The sequence below is a fragment of the Paenibacillus sp. FSL F4-0100 genome (assembly GCF_037993005.1).
Lineage (GTDB): Bacteria > Bacillota > Bacilli > Paenibacillales > Paenibacillaceae > Paenibacillus_AQ.
In genome coordinates this window covers 1357807-1382235 of sequence record NZ_CP150303.1, presented here as the reverse complement: position 1 = coordinate 1382235, position 24429 = coordinate 1357807, and the positions used below count along the sequence as shown (strand labels likewise).

General features: G+C 48.9%; 18 protein-coding genes and 1 pseudogene. 6 read left to right on the top strand and 13 right to left on the bottom strand.

Annotated elements, in window-relative coordinates:
- Position 1 precedes the first annotated feature (1 nt).
- Entirely contained in the window at positions 2 to 832 is an 831-nt protein-coding gene (locus tag MHH48_RS06050) for a DUF2877 domain-containing protein (RefSeq protein WP_083659660.1), read from the bottom strand.
- Positions 833 to 1284: 452 nt separating this feature from the next.
- Here MHH48_RS06050 and MHH48_RS06045 point away from each other — a divergent pair, with 452 nt between their 5' ends.
- A complete protein-coding gene (locus MHH48_RS06045; protein ID WP_076322717.1) occupies positions 1285 to 2979 on the top strand; it encodes a PucR family transcriptional regulator in 1695 nt (564 codons plus the stop codon).
- 191 nt (positions 2980 to 3170) lie between these two features.
- On the opposite strand, the pseudogene MHH48_RS06040 reads toward MHH48_RS06045, so the two are convergent.
- The 3 genes and pseudogenes from MHH48_RS06040 to MHH48_RS06030 all read right to left on the bottom strand — a co-directional run.
- Positions 3171 to 3398, bottom strand: a pseudogene (locus MHH48_RS06040) (response regulator); the annotation flags it as partial.
- Between the two features lie 544 nt (positions 3399 to 3942).
- Positions 3943 to 4830: a LysR family transcriptional regulator gene (locus MHH48_RS06035; RefSeq protein ID WP_076322716.1), complete on the bottom strand. Its 888-nt coding sequence runs from the start codon at positions 4828 to 4830 to the stop codon at positions 3943 to 3945.
- Positions 4831 to 4867: 37 nt separating this feature from the next.
- The gene (locus tag MHH48_RS06030) at positions 4868 to 5875 is read right to left on the bottom strand and encodes a putative sulfate exporter family transporter (RefSeq protein WP_076322715.1); all 1008 of its coding nucleotides are present in this window, start codon (positions 5873 to 5875) and stop codon (positions 4868 to 4870) included.
- A 396-nt stretch (positions 5876 to 6271) separates the two neighbouring features.
- Between MHH48_RS06030 and MHH48_RS06025 the strand changes: the two genes are divergently transcribed.
- Positions 6272 to 7075, top strand: coding sequence for a helix-turn-helix domain-containing protein (locus MHH48_RS06025; RefSeq protein WP_076322714.1), 804 nt, complete (start codon positions 6272 to 6274; stop codon positions 7073 to 7075).
- Between the two features lie 13 nt (positions 7076 to 7088).
- Here the strand turns inward: MHH48_RS06025 and MHH48_RS06020 are convergent, their stop codons facing one another.
- The 7 genes from MHH48_RS06020 to MHH48_RS05990 form a co-directional block, all read right to left on the bottom strand.
- The gene (locus MHH48_RS06020) at positions 7089 to 7682 is read right to left on the bottom strand and encodes a VOC family protein (protein ID WP_256720536.1); all 594 of its coding nucleotides are present in this window, start codon (positions 7680 to 7682) and stop codon (positions 7089 to 7091) included.
- A 341-nt stretch (positions 7683 to 8023) separates the two neighbouring features.
- A complete protein-coding gene (locus MHH48_RS06015; protein WP_076322712.1) occupies positions 8024 to 8206 on the bottom strand; it encodes a hypothetical protein in 183 nt (60 codons plus the stop codon).
- A gap of 279 nt (positions 8207 to 8485) precedes the next feature.
- The gene (locus MHH48_RS06010) at positions 8486 to 10564 is read right to left on the bottom strand and encodes an NB-ARC domain-containing protein (RefSeq protein WP_076322711.1); all 2079 of its coding nucleotides are present in this window, start codon (positions 10562 to 10564) and stop codon (positions 8486 to 8488) included.
- A 175-nt stretch (positions 10565 to 10739) separates the two neighbouring features.
- Entirely contained in the window at positions 10740 to 14096 is a 3357-nt protein-coding gene (locus MHH48_RS06005; protein WP_076322710.1) for an S-layer homology domain-containing protein, read from the bottom strand.
- 376 nt (positions 14097 to 14472) lie between these two features.
- A complete protein-coding gene (locus MHH48_RS06000; protein WP_076322709.1) occupies positions 14473 to 15342 on the bottom strand; it encodes an SDR family NAD(P)-dependent oxidoreductase in 870 nt (289 codons plus the stop codon).
- 45 nt (positions 15343 to 15387) lie between these two features.
- Positions 15388 to 15819, bottom strand: coding sequence for a zinc-binding dehydrogenase (locus MHH48_RS05995; RefSeq protein ID WP_256720535.1), 432 nt, complete (start codon positions 15817 to 15819; stop codon positions 15388 to 15390).
- Positions 15820 to 16096: 277 nt separating this feature from the next.
- Positions 16097 to 16855 (bottom strand): SDR family oxidoreductase, encoded by a 759-nt coding sequence (locus tag MHH48_RS05990; RefSeq protein ID WP_076322708.1) that lies wholly within the window; start codon positions 16853 to 16855, stop codon positions 16097 to 16099.
- Between the two features lie 182 nt (positions 16856 to 17037).
- On the opposite strand from MHH48_RS05990, the gene MHH48_RS05985 reads away from it, so the two are divergent.
- Positions 17038 to 17676 (top strand): TetR/AcrR family transcriptional regulator, encoded by a 639-nt coding sequence (locus tag MHH48_RS05985; protein WP_076322707.1) that lies wholly within the window; start codon positions 17038 to 17040, stop codon positions 17674 to 17676.
- Positions 17677 to 18319: 643 nt separating this feature from the next.
- On the opposite strand, the gene ilvB is transcribed toward MHH48_RS05985, so the two are convergent.
- Complete coding sequence (gene ilvB, locus MHH48_RS05980) at positions 18320 to 20032, bottom strand: biosynthetic-type acetolactate synthase large subunit (RefSeq protein WP_076323148.1); 1713 nt, start codon at positions 20030 to 20032, stop codon at positions 18320 to 18322.
- Between the two features lie 922 nt (positions 20033 to 20954).
- Here ilvB and MHH48_RS05975 point away from each other — a divergent pair.
- From MHH48_RS05975 to MHH48_RS05965, 3 genes are all read left to right on the top strand, one after another.
- Positions 20955 to 21179: a hypothetical protein gene (locus tag MHH48_RS05975; RefSeq protein WP_340390644.1), complete on the top strand. Its 225-nt coding sequence runs from the start codon at positions 20955 to 20957 to the stop codon at positions 21177 to 21179.
- Positions 21180 to 21402: 223 nt separating this feature from the next.
- A complete protein-coding gene (locus MHH48_RS05970) occupies positions 21403 to 22251 on the top strand; it encodes a helix-turn-helix transcriptional regulator (protein ID WP_036659748.1) in 849 nt (282 codons plus the stop codon).
- A 96-nt stretch (positions 22252 to 22347) separates the two neighbouring features.
- Positions 22348 to 23220: an SDR family oxidoreductase gene (locus tag MHH48_RS05965; protein WP_076322706.1), complete on the top strand. Its 873-nt coding sequence runs from the start codon at positions 22348 to 22350 to the stop codon at positions 23218 to 23220.
- Between the two features lie 212 nt (positions 23221 to 23432).
- Here the strand turns inward: MHH48_RS05965 and MHH48_RS05960 are convergent, their stop codons facing one another.
- Complete coding sequence (locus MHH48_RS05960; RefSeq protein ID WP_083659659.1) at positions 23433 to 24311, bottom strand: helix-turn-helix transcriptional regulator; 879 nt, start codon at positions 24309 to 24311, stop codon at positions 23433 to 23435.
- Between the last annotated feature and the right edge of the window lie 118 nt (positions 24312 to 24429).

Sequence of the window (24429 nt, the reverse complement as noted above, 5' to 3'; positions counted from 1 at the left end):
TTTACCTCCCATTTCTTTCTATGCTAAGCTTCAAGCCATTCACGAGCCCGAGCGCGATATCCGTTCCTGATGTAGAACCGATATCGAGTACCCTGGATAAGCTAGATATAACTTCAGTCTTACTGCCATGGATCATATGGTGCATGAACTCTCCAATGGATTCCCTTACCTGGCCGCTTGCGGCTTTCTTTATAGCCATGCAGCTAATCGGATTGCTCCTATCAGCCGATGCTGCCACAACTTGCTCGCACACATGGCGGATCTTAAACAACGGACCATTCGTTAGATTCATAACGGTAAACAATCCTACCAAGAAATCGTCGCCCGACGGAGTCAGACCCGGACCCAAGCCTATTAGTTGAATTGCATAATGAGATGCAAGACTCACTTCACCTTTGGACAGCGCTTCAAGAAGTCCCGTCGAGCGTTCCCTCAGCAATCTCTCCATTTCCTGTTCAAAAGGATTTCCGGTCTCAGCCGCTCGCTTCATCCCGCCGGCCTTGCCGTGAGCTTCAATCCATGACTGCGCTGCAGCTACATGGTTTCTTAAGATTTCTTCGTCTTTCGGATAGGATGGGAGCTTGCTCCGCCATACATGGACTTGCTGAAGCATAATGGCTGCATTCTTCCCTACGCATAACCGATCTCCCTCCGCATAGACCTGATCTCCAATTGTCAGCCCCCGTTTGGAAAAACTCGCGATGTCCGTGACCAGCGTATTCGGAGCGTTGTCCACGTTGTCAGTGGCAAGTGTATATAGTTCACCGTTCGTCCGGCACCTCAGGTTCACCGTTCGATCAAAGATGCTGTGTACCGTCCCATGGAATTTCAAGCTTCTTATTTGTTGAAGGAACCCCGCATCGCAAGAGATGGCGGCGCTTACAACACAAACCGCTTCTGTACTGGTTCTATTCCCGCAGCTTCCCGTTATATCGCCTCCTTAGCTTACAAATGGACAAACGCTGTCTTTTGTCAGGCTATCCCTTTGAAGGCTTCATTCACCTTGGATCGGCCATGCCTTAGTTGTGGATAAATGACCTAAGATGCTATACTGAATTCAAATTCAGCCGGTATATAAACGTCGAACGTATAACAGGTGAATGACTTTCCACAGCCAAAAGGATGTTTTGTGAATTATATCACAGTTGAAGTTGCAAACCGCTCCTGACACCCTTATTGTAATCCAGGGCTACGCTCCGGTCATTGTACAGCGAAACTAAAAACTTAGCGTATTCGCTGTGCACATTGCACAATGAAGAACAAAAACAAAGGTGTGTGTTAAGAATGCTAACTATCAGGGACATCCTTCAGATCAAAGCGATCGAAGGCATTAAACTCGTTGCAGGTGCGGCAGGAATTGATCACCAAATATCCATTGTGAATATTATTGAAAATCCGGATGTATTCGATTGGCTTGCTTCGAATGAGCTGCTCTTATCCACCGGATATATTTTTAAAGATAGCGAGGAGCTGCAGAATCGGGTCATTCATGAATTGGCCGCGAACAATTGCGCGGGACTGTGTATCAAAATGAAACGCTATTTTGACCGAATTCCGCAAAACATGATTGATCTGGCGAACAAGTATGGGCTTCCGCTATTGGAGCTCCCTTTTGAATACACGCTGTCCAAGGTGATCGCGATCATTAATGAGAAGACCAATGCCGATTATGACGCGCTGAATCGCAGATCGCTCGACCTGCATAATGCGCTGTTCAAAATTCCGCTGGAAGGGGGCGGCATCGAACAAATTTCGGCGGAGCTAGCCGACATCGTCCATAATCCGATCCTGATTCTTGATCGGGATTGGAATTTGCTCTGCTATACAGACCATCCGGATAATAAGACGCAGCTGCATGAGTTCTTGTCGCTCCAGAAGAACAGGCCCATCTTCCCGTCCGAGTTTACCGAGGCGATCCCGACATACGTAAGCGAAATCAAGAAATCGATCCAGCGCGACTACGATCACAAGCATCAAACCTTCAAATGCCGCATCATGCCGATCTCGGTGTCCAGCCATGTGTACGGATACATCGTCGTCTTCCAAACCGTTCGCAAGCTAACGGCAATGGATAATTTGGCGTTAGAGCACGGCTCTACCATTCTGGCCCTTGATCGCATGAAGGCGAAAGAGCTGGAGGAAGTCAAGCTCAAAATCCGGCATGATTTCTTTGACGACCTGCTGTCCGGCAGCATCACCTCGACCGAGACGCTGCACTCGCAGTCGGATCTACACGGGCTGAATATCAACTATACCTATTACTGCATGGTCGTTCATATCGAACCGACCCTTCTGGAAAGCTATAAGGATATCGTGTACCGAAAATACGAACTGGAGCATATGGTGAAGAAATGCGTCAACCTGATCCACGGCTTGTCCAGTAAAGCGAACGGGGAGCTTACGTGTTACTACCGAAGCCAGCAGATCATCATATTAGTCGGGAAGAATGAGAATAAACCGCCGGTAACGGTCAACGAAACGAAAGCTTTCGCGCATGAGCTGGTCGAGCTATTGACCCGAGAAATGAAGAAAACGCAGTTTCTTATCGGTATTGGCAGTCAGTATAAGACGTTCTCCTCGCTTCATCGAAGCTTCTTCGAGGCCCAGGAAGCGATGCGATTGATGCAGCGATTCAAAGACATTCGGATCATCTCCCATTTTGAGGATTATGCCGTCTATCATTTTCTCGATTCCAATATCAAACCTGCCGAGATGGAAGAGTTCTTCCACAACACGCTTGGCGTCATCCATCACCATGATCAAACGTTCAACACCAGCTTTATCTCTACGCTGGAATACTATTTCATGCACAATCAGAACGTAACGGAAGCCGCCAAGGCGATGTTCATTCACCGCAACACCTTTATCTATCGCATCGACAAAATCAAAGAGCTGCTGAATTCCAACTTAAAAAACGCAGACGAGTTATTCCAGATTCAATTGGCACTCAATCTCTATCGACTGCTGAATAAAGGGTAGTCCACGGCAAAGAGACGTGAATGGAAGGATCGCTGGGGAGCGGTCATCATAACTGACAATCTCTATTCGACGATTAAAATTAAGCATTGAGCGACCTGCTGAAATCCATATACAATAAAACTAATTTCCAGGCAAAGGATTCGATACATAGATGAATACATCAACCTTTGCTTGTATTATGAAGCCGGCCATTATTGGGCCAGCACTTTCCTTACGGTCTCCAGCAGCCGTTCTTTATGGAACGGCTTTATGACAAAGTCTTTGGCCCCAGCTTGTATGGCACTAATGAACATACTCTTCTGCCCGATGGCGGAGCACATAATGACCTTTGCCTTCGGGTCATGTTTCTTGATCGCCCTAAGGGCTTCTAGCCCGTCCATCTCCGGCATCGTAATATCCATGGTGACCAGATCGGGTTTTAAAGGCTGCGTCGTCCACAACCATAATTTTGCCCACCTGCATGATCGCTCCTCCTTTTAAACAATGGCAGCGTCTTTGCCTCTTGGCATATATACGCTGCCATTACCACTCCTATTTCCCTACCATCACCAGTGTATCAAACGATTCTCACAAATTTCTAACCAAGTGCTATTCCCGCTAGAAATGCCACGATCAGGCGCCAGTGTGACCATGCAATACATTCCGTACATTCTTCAACAATCAACGATCCCTGCGTTAGAGGTAGAGTTAGAGGTAGTGACTCTGATACTTTGGAGAAACTCGCCAACTCGCCCCGCTTAGCAAAGAACATCCTCGCCCGGATCGGATAAGACGATCAGCATAACAGCAAGCAGACAGGAGCCCCTTTCAGTAAACAAAGTACTTTTTCGAGGTGACACTCATCCGAAAATAAAAAAGAAGCTGCCGCTGCAGCTTCAAAATACCAATCTTGTGCATCGAGGGTCAGAAAAAAAATAACGATTCGTTAACGTCCCCCCGTCATGATGGGTTCATAGAACGGAATTACATCTTGAATTGCCGCAGTTTTTGAATGAACATTTTCACTGCCATCGTGTCAGAAGACTTAGGGTCCAGTAAAATGGAAAAATAGCGGGCAAAACGCTGCCCTTTAACGGAAATGCTGCATAGTTCGCCGGATTCGAGCTCCGTCCGTATCACCCACCGGGAGAGAAGGGCCAGACCTAATCCGGCCACCACCGCTTCTTTCACTCCCTGATTGCTGTTAAAGATGAAGGAGCGTTTGATGCAAAGGCCCAGTTCTCCGATAAATTGATCGCTAAACGCCCGTGTACCGGAGCCATTTTCTCTGAGTACCCAAACCTGGTCTTGCAGTACACCCGGTTCAATGATCTTTTGCAAGCTTAACGGATGATTGCGGGGGGCAACCAAGACCATTTCGTCCTCCATAAACGGGGGAGTGACCAAAATATCCTTATATTCGACATTGCCTTCCACCAGACCGATACCGAGCTCGTTGGCAAGAACGCCTTGAGCAATTTCATCTGTATTGGCTATCTTTGCCTGAATGTCAACATGCGGGTATTGAAGAACGAATTCAGCTAACAGATGGGGCAGTATATATTCGCCTATCGTAAAGCTCGCCCCGACTTTTAACGACCCGGTAACCTCACCCCGCAAAAGGTGAATTTCCTCCTTGGCCGCTTCGTACGTGGTTAGAATCTGTTTTGCCCGTTTGTACAGGATATCGCCCGCCTCAGTCGTCTTTACGCGGTGGGGGGAACGGTGCATAAGCTTGACCCCGAGTTCATTTTCCAAATTGCGGATATGCTGGCTGACACTCGGCTGCGAGAGGTTAAGAATCTCTGCGGCTCGCGAAAAATTGCTCTGTTCCACAACCGTTACATATACCTTTAGTGTTTCTACGATCATTGCTTGTTCCTTTCTTGTTCTACGCGTCTGCTGTTATTCATATCCTTCCAGTCGCCCCGAGCATGATTAGGCTAACCGCAGTTACGACAAACCAAACGATAAGTCCCAAAATAATAGGCTTGATGCCGGCCTTCATCATTTTGCGGAAATCCGCGCTTAGGCCAATCGCAGACAGCGCCATGACAATCATAAACTTGGCTAAGATATCCAGAACATGCAGCGCTTGTTCACTAAATAACCCTAACGTATTTAATAAGGAAGCGGCAAGAAACCATACGATAAACCAAGGAAATATTTTTGCAAAGCTGTAAGAGACGGTTTGCCCCGCCGTTGCCGCCCGTTTTTTACGTACCCCCATTAAGGCAGCCAGCAGAAGCGAAATCGGAATGATCATCGTCGTCCGTGTCAGCTTGACAATGGTAGCGTAATCTCCGGCTTCATTGCTATATAAGTAGCCGGCGGCCACTACTGACGAGGTATCATTAATCGCAGTTCCGGCCAACAAACCAAAGGCGTTGTCTGACATATCAAGCCAATGGCCGAGCGGTGGGAACAGAAGGACCGCAGCAATGTTGAACAAAAATATGGTCGAAATAGCGTAGGCAATCTCGATTTCTTCGGCCTCGATAATCGGCGAAACGGCCGCAATTGCGGAACCGCCGCAGATACCTGTTCCAGCCCCGATCAATGTTTTAAGCCTTTCCGGGATATTCATCATCCGTCCGAACCCGTAAGCCGCGAGGAAAGAGGCAGCTAAACTGACCATCATCAGTGAAAACGATTCCGAGCCCGTCTGCCATACCTGCGTCAGGCTTAGCCCGCAGCCAAGGGCAATAATGGACCACTGCAGCACTTTTTTGGAACAAAACCGGATGCCCGCTTGCGTACTTTTCGGCTTGCCTACCGTATTGTTGATCATAACGCCCAGGACGATGCCAAATACAGGACCGCCAATGATGGGCATTAAGGAACCGAGCCAGGTAGAAAATAGGGCGAGTACAAACACGAATAATAACCCTGGCCCGGAGTTTTGAAGCCATTTCATAAATAATCTCCTAACGCAAATAATTCACCGGTGTTCCTTCATAGTAAGGAGAATAAATGGAAAAGGCCAATACGGATCCTCTATGGTGAAGATAGGTAAAAGTAATGATAGACAGCGGGAAAGCAAAAGGAAAAGATCGATAATCTATCCAGCAATATCGGTGATAATTCCGATAGGAACGATTGGAATCCTTTAACTCAGCCGTAACATAGCGTTCGTCATGAGGAAGCGGCTTGCAATCCAGGGGCACGTCGGCTGAGATCAAGAAGTAATCATAAGATCCCAGCAATTAATTCATTTGGCCAACAATCACATGTGTGAAGACTTGACTCATACACCTATGTTATTATACTTGTAACAATTCCCCAAAACTCTTCTATCTTGGAGGGATTACTGATGCAATCAAAACTCGGCAAACCTGTCGGACTGTTAAATGTAAATAAGGAAACACCCAAATTTTCAATTTCCCTTCACTCGCCCTCCGATGATCTAACCCATTTCATCGAACATTATTGGGTTGTCCGCTGGGATCTTCGGGGGCAAGAACCGCACCTTCAGGAAAACTTGCCTCACCCCTCCGTTCATCTTGTGTTTGAAAAAGATAACTCCCGAATTGTGGGAGTCGTGAAAGGGCGATTTTCCGTTCTTCTTCGGGAACAAGGTGCCGTCTTCGGCGTCAAATTCCGACCCGGAGCCTTTTATCCTATTTTGAAAAATCCCGTTTTATCCATAACAAACCGTACGGTACCTTTCCATACAGCCTTCGGAATGGGCAGTCAATCGTTAGAACAACAGCTTTTTGCTCAGGAAACTGCGGAACAGATGATTCCTCATGCCGAGTTTTTTCTTCGGAAACGGCTCCCTGAACCGGATATCCATATCGATTTCATCAATACCATCATCCAATGTGTCATTTCCGATAGAAGCATTGTCAAAGTTGAGGATATTGTAAACCGCTTTTCCATTCCAACGAGACAGCTTCAACTATTATTCCGTCAGTATGTGGGGATCAGTCCCAAATGGATCATTCAGCGCTTCCGACTTCACGAAGCGGTAGAAAAAATGAACCACGAGGATATTCCCGATTGGTCAAAACTCGCTCTGGATCTTGGCTATTACGATCAAGCCCATTTCATTAAAGATTTCAAATCCATCATTGGAAAATCTCCAGAAGAATACACCAAGCTGAATAAATCTTAGTAATTCAGTTTCATTAAAGCGGATGTTTGTATAACTCAATCACATTGCCATCGGGATCCCGTAAATGGACGACTCTGGCATTCCACTCCTGTCGATCATGTGGCTCGTTAAGGAATAATACCCCTTTATTCTTCAAACCGACGTAAACCTCATCGATTTGATCCACCGCAAAACTGAGTAAGAATTTCGATGGTGACTCCACGTCGGTTGGCAGATTTTTTTCGCCAATCACTTCAGATATTTGATGACGTGAAAAGATTTCGATTTTGGTTTCGCCGGTATTAAACGATGCGAATTCCATCCCCTCCGCGTAGTATCCTAATGCAAACTCCATCACATCTCTGTAAAACGCTACACTCTTATGAATATCATTGGTGATCAATCTGATTTGTGACAGTTTCATTGTTTCACTACCTCTCTCTCCAGAATGGGAAAAAACCGATATTACAAGTTTTCCTATGCCGAATGTAACAAAATCGCGAAATCCTGTATTGTAAAAACACGAAATACTTGCCGTAAATTGTGATATTATCCCCTTCAACCCTATCTTTTTTGAAATCTCCTCGATTGTTTTCAATAAATTTTCTTTGAAAATTTGTATATTCATCTGTTTTATTGCTGTCCCTGACCATTAATATCTAGCATTCCTGCAGCTAGAACAGCCGTACCATTAAATCGCTTAATCTATACATATTTTGGATTTTCATGGATTAAACATGCGAAAAAGCTCATTCCTAACTCATATTTAAGGAATAAGCCTTTTATCAATGATCAGTAGGTTCGTTAGTTGTAAAACAATACAAACTTAGTTGATGCATTTTATTCTCTAATACTTTTATATTCTCACTTTCTAATAGTTGAGGATTCAACACAGATATAAAATTTAATAGCTTAACTTCCTCAACAAAAGAAACTATGCTGATTATACTTTCCTTCCATTGTGAATATCTAAATTCCTTGTACGGTTTCCCCGCCAAAAGGACAATCATCAAAGAACAATCCGTATTTATTACCATTAAAATTTAGTTCTATGATCCCTTCTATATCTGGTTTTGTTTGATCAAATTGTTTAGAAGACATTTGTTTAATCTCATCAAAATTATCATATGCTTTAAAGGAAATAGTAAACATTTCCTGTCACCCCTAATCTAATAAATCGTTTAGTCATACATATTTGTCCATAAACAGAATCCACATTTCCATTTCTAATAAACACTTTAATTGGCTCACCAAAAACAGTAACTGTATGCAATCCATCGGTTATTCCCTGCTGTTTTAACAGTATCGTGTATCTCTAGTAAAATAGCTCACAAGAAACGCACCTCCTACAGAGATGCGTTTTTCCGCTGGGAATCCTATGCAGGAGCCCGCATAAACGGGCTATTTGATCCTATATCTTATCTAGTGTGCTCAGAACCCTGACCTCACCAAATCGTTTAGCACAAAAGCCAGATGCTTTTCTGCTAAACGCGTATGGCGGTAAAAGGTGGCTCTGCTCATATGGAAGGATGCTGCGAGCTGGCTTTTGTTCCGGTCCTTGCGCAGATAACTCGCGATTAGAATCTCCTTCTCCAACAGCGTCAAAGGTTCCATCGGACGACCGTCGGCCAGAATCCCTTGGATGATATCCCTCACCTGCATCCCGTCCCAACCCAATCGCCGAATGACAGGGAATTCCTCCAGCTTGTCCGGGTCGAACAGCCGTTCCAGCATTTGCTTCATTACGCTTCTATCAATAGCCCGGGGATACTCATCCTCCCGTTGATGTGCCGGTTGTCCTGCTGCTGTCTCCGTTTGCCGGATGATCCGCTGAATCCACTGATCAAAGCTCGTTTGCCTAAAATCCAGCTCCCATGTCGTCAATTCGATGCCTGCATATCCCGTCGCTTTCCCGCACGCTTTGAATCCCAGGATCGACAATAAGGAATTCAACTGCGGATCCCCCGCCGCCAAAATCCCCCGCAGACCGCCAGTCATGTGAACCAGCCATTGCTGCATCAGCAAAGCCCCCAGCTCTTCAGGACGATACAGGGACTGTTCGGAATTTACCGCAGATAACAGCACAAATATCGTATCGGCCGCCTCCGGAGGAAGCCGATGCAGCAAAGAAGCTTCTTCCCCCAACATCTCTCTGCATCCTGGCGCATATCGTTCCAACAATGGCATGCTTAAGGCATGCAGCCATACGCCTACGCAAAACGCCAGCGGCGTTCCTTTTTCGTCCCGCACGATAAAGATTCCTTCAGGAAAATGAGCTGCAATCTCCTCCAGCAAAACCGGGTAATCGACAGAGTCGACCAGTTCAGACTGCCAGTCGGAACCCCGAATAGACGCCTGCAAAAAAAGCTGCAAATACGGCATATCCTCCTGCCCGAACGGCTTCTGCTCGCCGGGTTTCAGGCTTGACGAGAAATTGGCATAGGCATGGGCCGAGGGCAGAAATTCGCGGTACAGCTCCAAGATGTGGGCGCTCAGGCGCATCTGCATCCGTTGATCTACCGAATGGAATCGTTCTGCCAGCAGAACGAACGCCTGATGGCGAACCGCTTCGAATTGTGCGGGATTTCTGCGCGCGAAATCATCCCGCAACATTCGAGCTACGACCTGGTGCAGCGATATTCCATCCACCGTATCCCGTACAAACGAAAGTCCCCTCAACTGGTAATAGTCCGCCCCTTCCAAGGGTGCGTCCAATAACCGGTTCAGCAGGTTCTCGTCCGCTACAGGCAGAAGCGATAAAACCGTCAACGCACGGTATACGCCAGGAGATGCCGCTTCCCGCAAAAATTCGGCGCTCAAAACAGCGGGCACTTCTCGCCATACGCTCCTCTCTTCCGCTGGTTCGGAAAGCAGCATATCCACGGTCAAGACAAGCGACAACGGATGGCCTTCCGTTTTCTCGGCAATGGCCCTTTGCAATTCCGCAGACAATCCGCTGCCGTCTAAATAATCGTAGACCTCTTCTCGCGTAAACAGCCGCAAAGGAAACCTTCGCAATTGGGACTTCCATTCCGGATTCGTCTGCCACTTGAGCGGCAGACCATTTCGCGAGGCACAGACGAGCAACACGCGGGCAGACTTCAGCTCGGAAAGAAATCTGGAGAACAGCCAGCCTTCCAGCTTTTCGATCTCCTCACCATTGTCGATGAACAACACGGTACGCTGCAACTGAAGCTCGTTAACGATATATGGCAGCAGCGCGGATTCCGGATCCCTGGTTCTACCGTATTCGGTTGCAAGACTCATCTCTAGACTCGCCAGAAAAGCGCCCGACGTCGTTAAGCCTCCTTGCCCGTCCAGCCAAAGATAACGCACCGAGGACTGCCTTGCCGTGCGGGCCATTTGAAGCAGCAGCGTTGTTTTGCCTATGCCCCCAATCCCTGATATTGAAAAAATGGATGGCTCTGCATTGGAGTCCTCCAACCAATCCGCAAAACTCTTTATTTCTCGTTCCAAACCGATGATGCGATGTCTTGAAATCCTCTCCATCCGTTACATCCTCACTCCATCCGCTTCTCGCCCGTTGAATCTTACAACTAGTAAACCTGCTATTTTTTTATACTATACTATGTTTCGAGTCTACGAATAGGCTCCATAACGGAATAAGCACAAAAAAACGCGCACATTCTTGGTTAGAATGTGCGCGTCAGCTATTCAACTGCAATTAGTTCATGAAATTCAAGTAGAGCAGCATTCGGTTTAAGAGAACGGTGCTTTGGGCGCGCGTGGCAAACGCCTGCGGTGCGAACGCAGCATTGCCGACGCCTTCGATCATGCCTGCGGCCAGCAGCTCAGCAGCCGGTCCCTTAGCCCACTCGGATACCTGGGCATGATCCGCGAAACGTTCCAACGCGGAGACATCCTGCGACGGAAGCTCGCCGGCATATTGGACGGCTCTGCCCAGCATAACCGCCACCTGCTCTCTCGTAACCCCAGCGTCCGGTCGGAACGAACCGTCGGCGTAGCCTTCAATCAAGCCTGCAGCGGATGCGGCTCCAACCGCACCGGCATACCAAACTTCTTTCGGCCACACGTCCGAATAAGCAGAAAGCTGCGGCTTCTCAGCGAGTCCGAGCGAACGCACGAGCATCGCGACAAACTCGGCGCGGGTCACCGTACGGTTAGGATCAAACGTGCTATCATCCGATCCGTTCACGATGAGCTTGCTCGCCATCCGCTCGATGTCGCTTTGCGCCCAATGTCCCTGGATATCCCCGAAGGTTCGGTTAGATCGAACCGCGGTGAACACGCCGTTATATGCGCCATAAAAAGTCGCTGTCTCCCCTTCAAAAACGGAAGGGACGAAGCGCAGCTTCCCTGCATCATCCACCCACACCACGGTGGAACGGTCGGGTTCTGCCGCAGCGTTCATCAAGAATGTCCGCTCCAGGCATGTGCCTTCCGTTTCGATTCTTACATCGCCGTCGCTGTATAGCTCAAAGCTCGTCGGCGTAGCCAGCATGTCATGCCCTTGACGAGTCAATACCTCATCCAGCTGACGGCTTGCGGAATCTGTCATTTTCGCAATAGCGATCGTTACGATCGCTCGGTTCGGGAGGTCACTTAGCACGTGCAGCGGAACGCTGTAGCTTGCCTTGCTTACCCCAATCCGAATGACTGCATTCGGCTTCGCCGCAAGGAGATCTTGCAGCGCTTCAGCCGGAAGGTCTACCTTCACCACCGGATCCTCATTGTCGATATCAATGATGATATCGTCCCCGCCAACAACAGCCCACGACCGAACCAGCTCGGAGCCCGGCAACAGTCTCAGAACGGTGCGACCCTCATGTTCCCGCTCTTTTTTGGCGGTTACCCGAACTTGTTGACCATTGATCGTTACGATCATCCTTGGATCCGGTGCAGGAATAGGAGCAGGAACAGGAGGAACCCAGCTATAGGTTGGAGGTTCCGGTTTAGGGATATAGACAGCTCTCAGATCGATGCGTCCTACGTCGACCGTCTCCCCAGCTAAAACATTCACGGTTGTCGCATAATCGTTATACGTCGCTGCTGTCACCGTGAGTGCATGGCGGCCTGCCACTACGTTATTCAGCGTAAATCTCCCCTCGGCGTCGGTCATATCCTTCGTTCCGCCCACTGATACCGCTGCACCAACCAGCGGTGTGTTACCTGCACCGTAGACTGCACCGATCACCGTCCCCGTGCTCGCTGGAGCCGATTGTACCGTCACAGCGGCGACAGCCGTGTACCCGCCATCGGTAGTTGTCACCGTGACCACCGTCGTACCTTCAGCGATTGGTGTCACCTCGCCGCTCTGATCCACCTGGGCGACGGCTGAATCGCTGGAAGTCCAGGATACCATCTGATTCGTCGCATTCACCGGCATAAGGACGGCCGTCAACTTCTGCGAAGCACCTCCAACCGTAAGGGTCAATTCCGTTTGATCCAGCGTCACTCCCGTCACGCGGACCTGGTCTCGAATATGGACCGCTTCCACCTCTACGCTGCTCCATGCCTGAATACGCTGCTGTGCATCCAGCTCAAACACCTGAAGATACTGACCCGGAATCGGATCCACAATGTCCGCCCCTAGCGAGTACAAGACCGCTTCGCCAGGCAACGCATCACCCACTAGGGGTCGCACACCGGCATCTGACCCGAGCAGATAAGCAAACGTATGTCCCGGGTCGCCCGGAACCGCCGTCACGCTCGTCGAGCCGTTCGCACTGCCTGGACGAACAGCAAGCCCGTCGATGTCCGGTGCCGCTTCATCCACGTACAAAGTCAGCACCGCATTAACGGTGTTCCGGCCCGCATCGGTTGCCGAAACCGTAACCGGGAACGTACCGCTCACCGTAGCGCTGCCTTCGATCGTGCCATAAGCAGTCATCGATAGGCCATCGGGAAGTCCGGAGGCACTCCAAACCAGTCCTCCTCTTGCGCCATCGAAAGCATCAAGGACCAAGGAATAAGGAGCGTCCTTGTCCGCCCGCGGCAGATCCGTTGTCAAAATGTCCGGACGAAAATAAGGATATCCTCCATTAATACCGGCATCGACGGCCCAGATATCGGTGAAATCCCAGCCTTGGTAATTGGATGCTTCCCTCATTTCGTTGGTCGTAAGGCCTGTGAGTTGAATCGAGCCTGGCCCACCTCCCTCTCCTGCGCCAATGGTTTGTGTGGTAGCAACGTTATCGAAATACGAGGCATGAATCGAAGGATTCGTCGAGGCGAAAATGAATCCGACAAAGCCGCCCATCGCACCATGGCTGAATCTTCCGGATTGCGTGACTTCTGTCGACGCATAACTATTGGCGATCGCCCCATATACCAGGTGTCCCACCAATCCTCCCCCAAAGAAAAAGTGGTCGCCTCCCGAATTGGTAACCGATCCTGTGGCATAAGAGTCGCTAATGGAGCCTGCACCTTGGGAACCGACAAGCCCTCCGGCATATTGGTTGGAGGAATCGCCACTCTTAACGGAAGCGGATGAAGAAGAACGAATAATGTTCGAATTACCGTATGCCGCCCCCGCCAGCCCGCCTGCTACGCTCACGCCCCCGTAAACCGTATTTCCGCTCGTAACAGTACCCTGCGAATACGAGTTGATAATGCTGCCGCCCGTTAGCTGGCTCACCAATCCGCCGGCATAGCTGCCGCCGTTCACTTGAACCGTGACGCCCAAGTTACGGATCGTACCCGACACGCGGCCGAAGAAACCGACATCCTGCAGCGTTCCACCTTCGATCACAAGGCCCCTGATCTGGTGCCCCTTGCCGTCAAATATCCCGCTGAAGGCTGCTGCTTCATTACCAATCGGGACCCACTCGTAGCCGGTCATATCGATGTTGCCGGTCAATCGGATATTCCGATCCAGGTAAGATGCTTGATTCCGATTGATATAAGCCAGTTCTTCTGCGGTCCCAACCCACACCCAACCGTCTGCTTCGGACGGGACCCAGTCGTTACCGGCCCGAACCACAGACAGAGCGGAAGCCAAGGGAGCAAGCACCATCGAAAAAATGAGCGTTACTGCCAGAATGATGGACATTTTTTTCATAAACAGGTTTCTCCTTTGCATCAGTACAATCATCGATGAGTCATAGAAACACGCCGTGATCTGATAAATTTCAACATCTTCAATTAAGTGTAATACAACTATTGAACAAAGACTGTCTCAATTTTGTTTCAAGTTCAAGGAGGCTACTACTGCCTTCACCATTCGGGACTTGAACCCGAGAGATAACGCGCATGTTGGGCACATAACGAAAAGCTCAACCAGTAAAATGGCTGAGCTCATAACCCCCGTATGACGACACCCAAAACATTTTCACCAAGCGATCCAGCCGTCCATAAAAACAACTGGAGAGACTCTTCCAGCCTAATGTGAGAACGAACTTCAGAAAATGGCCTTGTAAGCAACAATCTTCTGGAACTCAGCCATTAACTTGAAAACCCCCTCCAAGAAAATCATGGCTATATATATCGGAGATTTTTTCCAGCACACGCTGCGCATGTTCTGTAAATTTCAAGTCCGCAATCCGATCTTTGAACAGAAACACGCCGGTCTCATTGCTGTTTTTGCCCAGAGCTCCCTCATATAATAGGTTGGCTCCATGAGTAGGCGGAGAGGAAAAAAACTTCATAAACAGTTCAAACCCTGCGGTCAGTCCAGAATCTTTTCCTTTTCTTAGCGTGTTGTTAATGCCCGGGTCAACGCTGCGGATCTTGATGCCTTCCTTGGCAAGCTGCGGTGCGACGGCTTGGGTCCACAACGAAAGAGCCAGCTTTGAAGTTGCATAGGGTCCATACATTTTGCGGAAGGTTTTGGGATGCTCCAATTTTTCGATCGTAAACTCCTTCGTAAATCTAAACACCTGCGATGAAGTGTTAATCACCGTTTTTAAGCGGCCGTTCTTCAACAGCTCCTTCAATTCCATCAGAATAATATAAGGAACGACCGTCAACAATTCATAATGCAATTCGCGGCCTTGTTTCGAATAGCGCAGCTCACTTAAGCCTCCTCCGGCGTTGTTAAACAAAATATCGATCCGCTGTTCCTTGCTTTTTATTTCTTCCAAAGAGTGTCTCAAGCTGCCATAGTCGGTGAGATCCTTCACTTTATAGGCTCGGAGCCGTCCGTCCTTGAGATGATGTTGGAGGAATCTATCGTCTGCTGGAAAATCCGACCGGTTCAAAGCAACCACCTGCCAGTTCTCCGACAGCATTTTCCGGGTCAATGCCAACCCGATCCCGTTACTTGCGCCTGTAATCAGTGCAATATGTTCTCGTTGGTTCTTACTCAATGCATGTCCTCCTTCATTCAGAATTTCATCGGTTATATGTTCTCATCAGTCGGAGTCGGGCAGGAGGATCAGTTTGCCGTGGGCACCCCCGCTCTGGCTGATTTCGATAGCTGAACGCCATTCGTCGAGTTCGAAAGTCTTCGCGACCGGAATCGTGAACTTGCCGCCCGCTGCGTATTGGGCAAAGTCGCCGACAACGTCATAACGTGCGGTATGTAGTTCTCCATAGCTGCTGCGAACGCCAAGTTCAGCGGCTGCGGCGAAATCGCTGACGGTTAGGACATGCTGGGGATGCCCGTTGACGATTTGGACCAGATCTTTCAATGAACCGCTGATTGGCGCGGTATCCAGGGCGAGACTAACCGGCTGCTTTGCCAGTTCGGTCACTCGTTCGACCGTTCCATCACCGTACGAGGTCACCAACGCCCCCATTGAGCGGAGCTTGTCGGCGTAGGTGGGACCAGCGGTTGCGATCACGCGGGCACCGCGCATGAGGAGAATTTGAACGGCCGCGAACCCTACCGTGGTGCCGGCTCCGTGCACGAGTACGGTCTGACCCGATTTCACCCCAAGAGTAATTGTGATGTTCCCTCCATTTTGCTCTGATAAAATCGTGTTCTCTGTGATTTCGAACGGCCTTCCAAGGAAAACAACGAACTCCTAAACTATAAAATTCACTAGAAGGCAGGGTGTCATGAGGGGAAGCTATGCCCCCTGCCCTCGCTTTAATAGTCAGGTGTGCGAACTGAGGAGCTTAGATCTGGGAGCCGCCTCCATCGACAGGGAACTCAGCCCCGGTGGTATAGGTGGCCTCAAATGCCAGGAATGCTACGGCTTTGGCGACCTCGACTGGATCGCCTAAACGCAGCATTGGGATCTGCTGTCTCATCTGTGCCTTTGTCTGCTCGGCAGCTTCTTCCGGCATTGACTTTTCCATGATGCCTGTGTCAATAACGCCGGGACTGACTGCGTTGACGCGAATATTTCGAGGTAATAACTCGCGCGCCAGACCTCGAGTCATGGAGCGCAGCGCCGCCTTACTAGCTGCGTAAGCACTGAGCATTGGGAGACCCACTACGTTCACGATTGAGGTGGTAAGGACTACCCCGCTACCTGAGCCTAGCAACGGAGCGAGTTTCTGCACGGTAAAGTACGGTCCTTTGGCATTGATTGTAAGTATCTCGTCGTACTTTTCTTCTGTCATTGTCTCGAAAGGGACAAACCCCGTGACACCAGCGTTAACGAACAGGGCATCTATTGTTCCAAATTCAGCCTCCACTTGATCGGCTAATGCGGCGATATCCTTCATTGAGGCGGCATCGCTTAAGACCGCGATCGCGTTGTTTCCAAGTTGTTCACGAGCCGCATCCAGCGTCGCCTGAGTACGTCCAGTAATCAGAACGTGTGCGCCTTCATCCACTAGCAACTTCGCCGTCGCAAGGCCGATTCCGCTGCTACCTCCTGTGATCACGACCTTTTTGTCAGAGAATTTGCCCTTACTGAATAGTTCCATTTAAATCGTCCTCCCTTTGTATAATCCGTAATCGGATGATTAGGTACAGGAGCGATTATACTGCAATAAATTTAATAAGTAAACTAAATTAATTAAATTAGTTCATTTAATTAATTTTATACATAAAGGGCCGCAAATTTGTTATAATATGTTTTATAGGCATCAAAGGGAGGTACTTATCCGTGAGAAAAGCTGTGAGTGTAGATACATATGTCGAAAAAATAAAACCCATTATAAGAAAAACAAAATTCAGCCAACTGAAAGTCGACGATCTCGCTAAATATATGGATATCAGCAAAGTGACACTCTATAAGCATTTTTCCTCCAAAGACGACATCATCGAACAAGTCGTGGATTATTACATTGATTATTCGAAGAAGGCTGACACCGTTGTCAAAGACGATTCCGTCTCTTTTTTGGATCGTTTTCAATTAACATTTTTGCAATCTTTGATGTGTGCCGCGTATATCTCTGATTTGTTCTTGCAAGACCTTAAGGAATTTTATCCACACCATTTTGAGAATCTGTCCGTTGCCCTACAAAATCGGAATAAAAGCTTACAAACTTTTTTTGAATCCGGTATGGAGCAACAGATTTTCAACAGATTGAATGCCGTGTTGTTTATGGTTCAAGATGACGCTGTGCTGCGACGCTTTATCGAGCCGTCATTTTCGATTCAGTATGATATCACTTTGAAACAAGCGATTATGGATTTCTACTACATGAAGCAGTATCAATTGCTAAAACCTGAATATCTGAAGATCATAGACAATTCCAATATTGAAATGAAGATCGTTAATATTTTGCAAGCCATTTCATAAGTGAAGCATCAGTTGGTACTCGGACAACTCGCCGTCGAGGAGAAGAGCAACGACAAAAGCCCACTAGTTTTACAACGATGAAAAAAGAGGGGTTCCGCCCCTCTTTGCTATTTCCGCCAATACATCTCCGATTTAATTGCCTTCCGAACTAACAGTGAACAGCACTCCACATGTCAAGGTGTGAGTAGGCAATTGTCTGAATTGATGCAGCAGCATTTCTAGAATAGTGGCTTGCTTGTCTAAGGCAACGTTGAAGGTGGTTGATAGTGTAACTTTTCTGGGCTAGCTTTCACCTATCTTCTATAATTGGAGCACCAAAGTAAACGATTTCAAATCATCTCCAGATAATTGTTCAATCATTATGCGAGTCCTTTTCTTGTCCGCTTTTTATTTACTTAAGAGGTCTATTACTAATAGTTGAACTGTCCAAACTCTTTCACGCCCCTGGGTGTTCCCTCAAGTTCACCAAACGTATCGCTACTTCGCTCTCCTCCCCGTTACTTCAACGGAAACGACAGCCGATCACCTTGCCGGCTGCCGTAATGTTTCCGAGCTATCATCCCCGTTAACTTATCCCCACCGCGTTCCATGCCTGAGCACCACAGGAGCGGTCCGGAGACTTAAACGACGCTCTTCAGCGCAATTATTCGTCGTACCCTAGAATCATTTGGTCCAGCGGCGTGCCGGCAAGCACCATTGGGTACACATTCTCGTTGGTCGGGATGACGAACTCGACGAGCACAGGTCCTGTCGTCTGCAGTGCTTCTAACCAGACCTTGGAGGCTTCATCCTTGTTCGTTGCCCTTAATCCCTTGATCCCGTATGCTTCCGCTAGCTTGACGAAGTCCGGACTGCCGGACAGATCAATCTGGCTGTAGCGTCGTTCGTACATCAATTCCTGCTGCTGCTTAACCATGCCGAGCACCTGGTTGTTCAAGACCACGATCTTGACCGGAATCTGATGAATCGCGCAGATCGCCATCTCCTGCGCGCACATCTGCATGCCCCCGTCGCCGTTGATCGAGACGACGAGACGATCTGGATTTCCGACTTTAGCGCCGATCGCGGCCGGGAAGCCAAAGCCCATCGTGCCAAGACCGCCCGACGTGATGAGCGAGCGAGGATGCTTGAAGCGGTAAAACTGCGCGGTCCACATTTGGTGCTGGCCTACATCGGTGGTGATGATTGCCTCTCCTTGCGTCGTCTCGCTAATCATCTCGAGCACATATTGCGGCTTAATGACTGTATCCGAATCGGTATACCGAAGCGGATGCTGCACCTTATACTCTTGAAGCTGCTCAAGCCAGGTGCCCGTCTGGGCTGCTTGCGCTTTCGTGTTCGCATAAGCCAGCACGTTTTTAATATCGCCGATGCATGCGAGATCTGTCTTGACGTTCTTGCCGATTTCCGCAGGATCGATATCGATATGGGCGATACGTTTGGCCTGAGGCGCAAACCCGTCCAGCTTCATCGTGACCCGGTCATCGAAACGCGAGCCGATCGAAATAATGAGATCCGCATTCTGCACCGCCATGTTCGCCGCATATACGCCATGATGTCCGAGCATGCCCAGCCACATCTCGTCATCGCTCGGAAACCCGCCGAGGCCAAGCAGAGTCGTCGCGACCGGAATCCGCGTAGTGTGGACGAACTTGATCAGCTCCTGCGAGGAGTTCGAATAGACAACGCCGCCGCCTGCGATAATAACCGGCTTGCGCGCTTCCGCAATCGCCTGAAGCAGCGCATCCATTTCTGCCGGATTCGGTTCCGGTGCTCCATGGTATCCGCGCAACCGAACCGTGTCCGCTGGACGATATGCCATCCGCTGATTGGTCACGTCTTTAGGAATATCGATCAAGACAGGACCTTTGCGGCCCGTATTTGCAATGTAGAACGCTTCATGAATGATGCGAGGAAGGTCGTGTACATCGCGAACCATGTAGCTGTGCTTCGTAATCGGCATCGTGATGCTAATGATGTCCGCTTCCTGAAAAGCATCCGAGCCCATGACATTCGTAGATACGTTCCCCGTTATGATCACCAGCGGCACCGAATCCATATAGGCGGTTGCAATCCCGGTCACCAGATTTGTTGCTCCGGGACCGGATGTCGCGATGCATACCCCAACCTTACCCGTCGACCTGGCATAGCCGTCCGCCGCGTGGATCGCGCCTTGTTCGTGCCGGGTCAAGATATGCTTGAAATCTGGCTGATGTACCATCGCGTCATAGATATAGAGCACATTTCCTCCAGGATAACCGAATACGCACTCTACGCCTTCCTGCAGCAAGCCGCGCAAAAGCACCTCCGAACCGGTGATGTATTCCTCTGATGGCGTCGTTGTTTCATTCGTCATTCCTAATTGCTGTTCCACTTGGGCAGCCTCCTTTGCAAAATAAACCCCCCTCTCCTCCTGAGCAAACTGACAGCGGTCAGCTCATACAGGGACGAAAGGGGATTTTTTCGCGGTACCACCCAAGTTCGCTGCCACCCTCGCGAATGCAGCCTCATGAGGTAAGGCCGATGCCTTACCTGCGGCGCGTTAACGAGCACCATTTCGGTTAAGCCTACTTGCGGGACGGAAAGAGACCAGCCGCGCTTTCGGTTAACAGCTCCGAGACGACACCATACAAAGGGTTAAGGCAAAGGTTTCAGCGTTTCCTCTGCTCTCTGGGCATAACCGCCCTTGCCGGCTTTCTCTTCATCGCCTGTTGGTATTAAACAAATAACCCCTTCCTTCCCAAGGCTCATAGAAATGCTAGAAGCCTTGGGACGAAAGGGGAATCGCGGTACCACCCAGGTTTACTGCAACCTCGCAATTGCAGTCTCATGAGGTAAAGCCGATGCTTTACCTGCAGCATGTTAACGGATGCCAGGCCGGTTGATCCTACTTGCGGGCGTGTTATCACGCCTTCCGCGTTCGGTCAACAGCTCCGAGACGACACTATACATGCGTTACGACGGAGGTTTCAGCAAACCCTCCGTTCTCTGGACATAAACGCTATTGCATAGCCTTCTCTTCTTCGCTATGTTTGGATTTTTCTGATAATAGCACAGACTCGACTTTTTTTCAAACCGAATGAATACTACGCTGCTTTATGATTATTGAGCTCTTGTACCCGTTAAGTTTAACCCATTCATGCTCCAGATGAGAATTCACGGTTTCGAAAAATATAAAATTGCCGGCAACACCACATGATCAACAATCGTTAGGCATTGAAATAAAATCCGTTTACTTGGAACAAGAGACGGCCCTGTTTTCTCCGGAGACGACCGTTATGTTCAAGCTGGTTTACGATCCAACAACTTTAGAGATTATAGGAGGACAAATCATGCCTAAAGTTGATTTGACTGCTAATATCAATACGGTCTCCCTCGCGATTCAAACCGGATGCACATTAGAACAATTGGCCTATGCCGATTTCTTCTTTCAGCCAGAATTAAATACACCTCGGAATGTAATAAATACGGCAGGATTAATAGCATTACTACAAGAGAATTAATGTAACAGACTTTCATTTCGCATTCACGAGGATGTAGAAAGGGCTTTTCCTATCTAAGGAAAAGCCCTTGAATCTCACGAGACAATTGCATCTCGTTGGTTCTCTTTTGTAGAAACGGCATTCAACAGAGACTATAATAATCATGTATAGAGTGCTTTTGGTCTATTTGGTTAATAGCGATATGTATCTTCCATATGAGTAAATAGAGGTGACCCACTTGAAAATGAATCGTTCCTCATCCGCATTGGGTGACTTCCTTAAATCGCGCAGAGAACGGTTGCAGCCTTCAGAGGCCGGGATTCAGCCGCTGCCCGGACGAAGACGCACTCCGGGACTTCGAAGAGAAGAAGTCTCTTATCTTGCCAATATAAGCGTGACTTACTATGCCTGGCTGGAGCAAGGCAAGGAGGTTAATCCTTCGCCGGAAGTGCTGCTAAGTATCAGCAAAGCGCTTCAGCTTGACGAAGACGAGCAGAAGCATCTATTCGATCTGGCCAATGTAGATGTGGCGAGCGTCGTCACAGTGCCAAATAACGGTGGGCCGGATACGGGAGTTCTGCAGAAAATCGTAAATCAACTGCATTATCCTTCTTTTATCACAGACGAAGGTACGGATGTTATCGCTTGGAATCGGGCGGCTGAACTGATCGTAGCCGATTTCGGCAGTCTGCCGGACAACGAACGGAATATGATGGACATTATGTTTTTAAAGCCTGATTACCGCAACAGACTGGTGAATTGGGAAGGCGCTGCCCGTTACTCTGTAGCCGTTCTGCGGGCAGGCTTCGATCTTTACAAGAACAACCCGTTATATATGGAACGGTTTGAACGCTTGACGCGGGAAAGCGTGGAGTTCGTACATTTCTGGGAGCTATATGAAATCAAACAAAAACGCGTAGCCACCGCTTTATTCCGTGTTCCTGACGCACAGGAGATGGAGTTCGAGCTCCATTCCGCGGCTGTAATCGATAATGACCCGGGACTGCACTGGTGTTTCTTTGTTCCGGTGCCCGGTTCAGGCACGGAGGAGAGATTATTGCGTTTACTTGAGCAGGACAGGCAGCTACCGTAGACTGTTACTCCTGTTAATAGAATAGACGTGCTGTGGCTAGCACCCTCCAGTTGCTTGTATGATTCAGTGGAAGACAACGATTGGAGGGTATTTAGTATGCAAACATGGTTCATTACAGGAGCGTCAGGAGGCTTGGCTTCACGTATAACTCGCCGGTTGCTTGATAGGGGGGACCGTGTAGCCGCAACGGTACGCAAGCCTGGGGTGCTGGATGATCTGCAGGCACAGTATGGCTCACAACTTTGGCAGGCTAATTTAGATCTGACAAACTCTCAGCAAATTGCTGAAGTGGTGGAACGTGCATTTTTAGAACTGGGCACGATCGATGTGTTTGTCAATAATGCAGCCTATGGCTTGTATGGCGCAGTGGAAGAAGCAAGCGACAGGCAAATTGAGCATCAGTTTATGACCAATGTGCTTGGCTCCCTACGTGCAGCGCGTGCAGTCCTGCCCTTTTTCCGTAAGCAGGGCGGCGGTCACATGGTACAGATTTCGAGTATGGCGGGTCATTATTCTATTCCGGGTATGGGACTGTATTGCTCTTCGAAATGGGCGGTCGAAGGAGCCTTTGAAGCGCTAGCTAAGGAAGTGGCTCCGTTCAATATTAAGACCACTATGGTGGAGCCCGGCGGAATCCGAACGAATTTCATTACAAGCAACGCCGTATTCGGCGAGCGGATGGACGAATACCGGGATACGGAGGCGGGCCAATTCGTTAGCCTGATGAAAGGAGAACTGCCTGGTATAGATATGAGCATGTTCAATCAAATGGTTGTCGGCGATCCGGATAAAATGGCGCAGCAGATTATCCGCCGAGTCGACCAGGGAGAGGGTCCGATACGTATGGCGTTGGGCAGTGACGCTTATGAGCAAATCCGGGCAGCCCTGGTGGACAGACTGGCCGCTCTGGAAGCACAGAAAGAGCTGGCTTACTCCACTGATTCAGATGATGTGGTAAAACAATTTTAAAAGACACCAAAGAATTCGACATCCACGGCAACTGATATGCTCCTCTGAAGTAGCCGGTTTATTTATTAAACCTGCTTACTTAAAGGGGAGCATATTTAAAACTTGCCGTTATTTGCGATACGGTTCTCCGTTTCACCATAGAGCGAAATGATTAGACATCCGCTCGGAGATCTTGATTCATGCCTAATAAGAATTCTGATTACCTTCCTATACTAAACTCTTGAAGAAGATTCGAGCTGCTCTGAATGGTGGCTCTGATAATCAATTAACAGTTGCTGCATCTTATCCACCGTGCCATCTGGATGAGGAACATGAATGGAAACGGTCAAATTAGAGTCGTTCAAGTAATGAAACGAAACAAGATCAAAATTCAAGATCCCGAGATTCGGACAATGCAGCGTCTTAGGTGCATCAATAGCATCGAGAACCTCATGGGAATCCCAAAATTCTCGAAACTCCCTGCTAGCCTGTGAAAGCGCCTCGAAATGCTCGGACCACCAAGGATCGTCGACGTGACGCGCATACCCGGCATGGAAGTTAGCAACGATTCGCCGAGCATGCTGTTCCCATTGGTCGCCCTTTACATAGCGGAAACGGGGAGAAGTAAACGTCATCCAGACCAAATTCCGCTCCCGATCCGACATAACCGCGAGATTCCCATTCAATGCGCAGTAGGCTTCATTCCATGCAATGATGTTCATGCGCGCATCCATGACATTCGTTGGGGAAAGGTTCTGGCTATCCAAAAAACGTTGAAGTTCCGGAGTTACCTTAGAGCGTTGCTTTGTACCGGTCAAGGGAAATTGCTTACGGGCCAGATGGTACAGATGCCTGCGTTCCGATTCATCTAACCGAAGCACTTTCGCTATTCGGTCAAGGACCTCAGCGGATACGTTGATATGACGCCCTTGTTCCAAATAGGTGTACCAATCCAATCCCACGTGTGCCAGCAGAGCTACCTCGCTGCGGCGAAGTCCGGGTGTTCGTCTGCGTCCGGAATCCGGCAACCCTGCTTGCTCTGGGGTTATTCGTTCACGGCGCGAACGCAAAAAACGGGACAATTCCTCATAACGGTCCAATCTGTTTGCCATGTTCTCCATGCCTCCTACCCATTCATGAACGTAGGATTCCCAATCCTACGATAACTAGATCTCTTCCTAGCCTCTTCGGGTCCATTTAGACTAGTTTATGTCCTCCTTAGGAGGAATA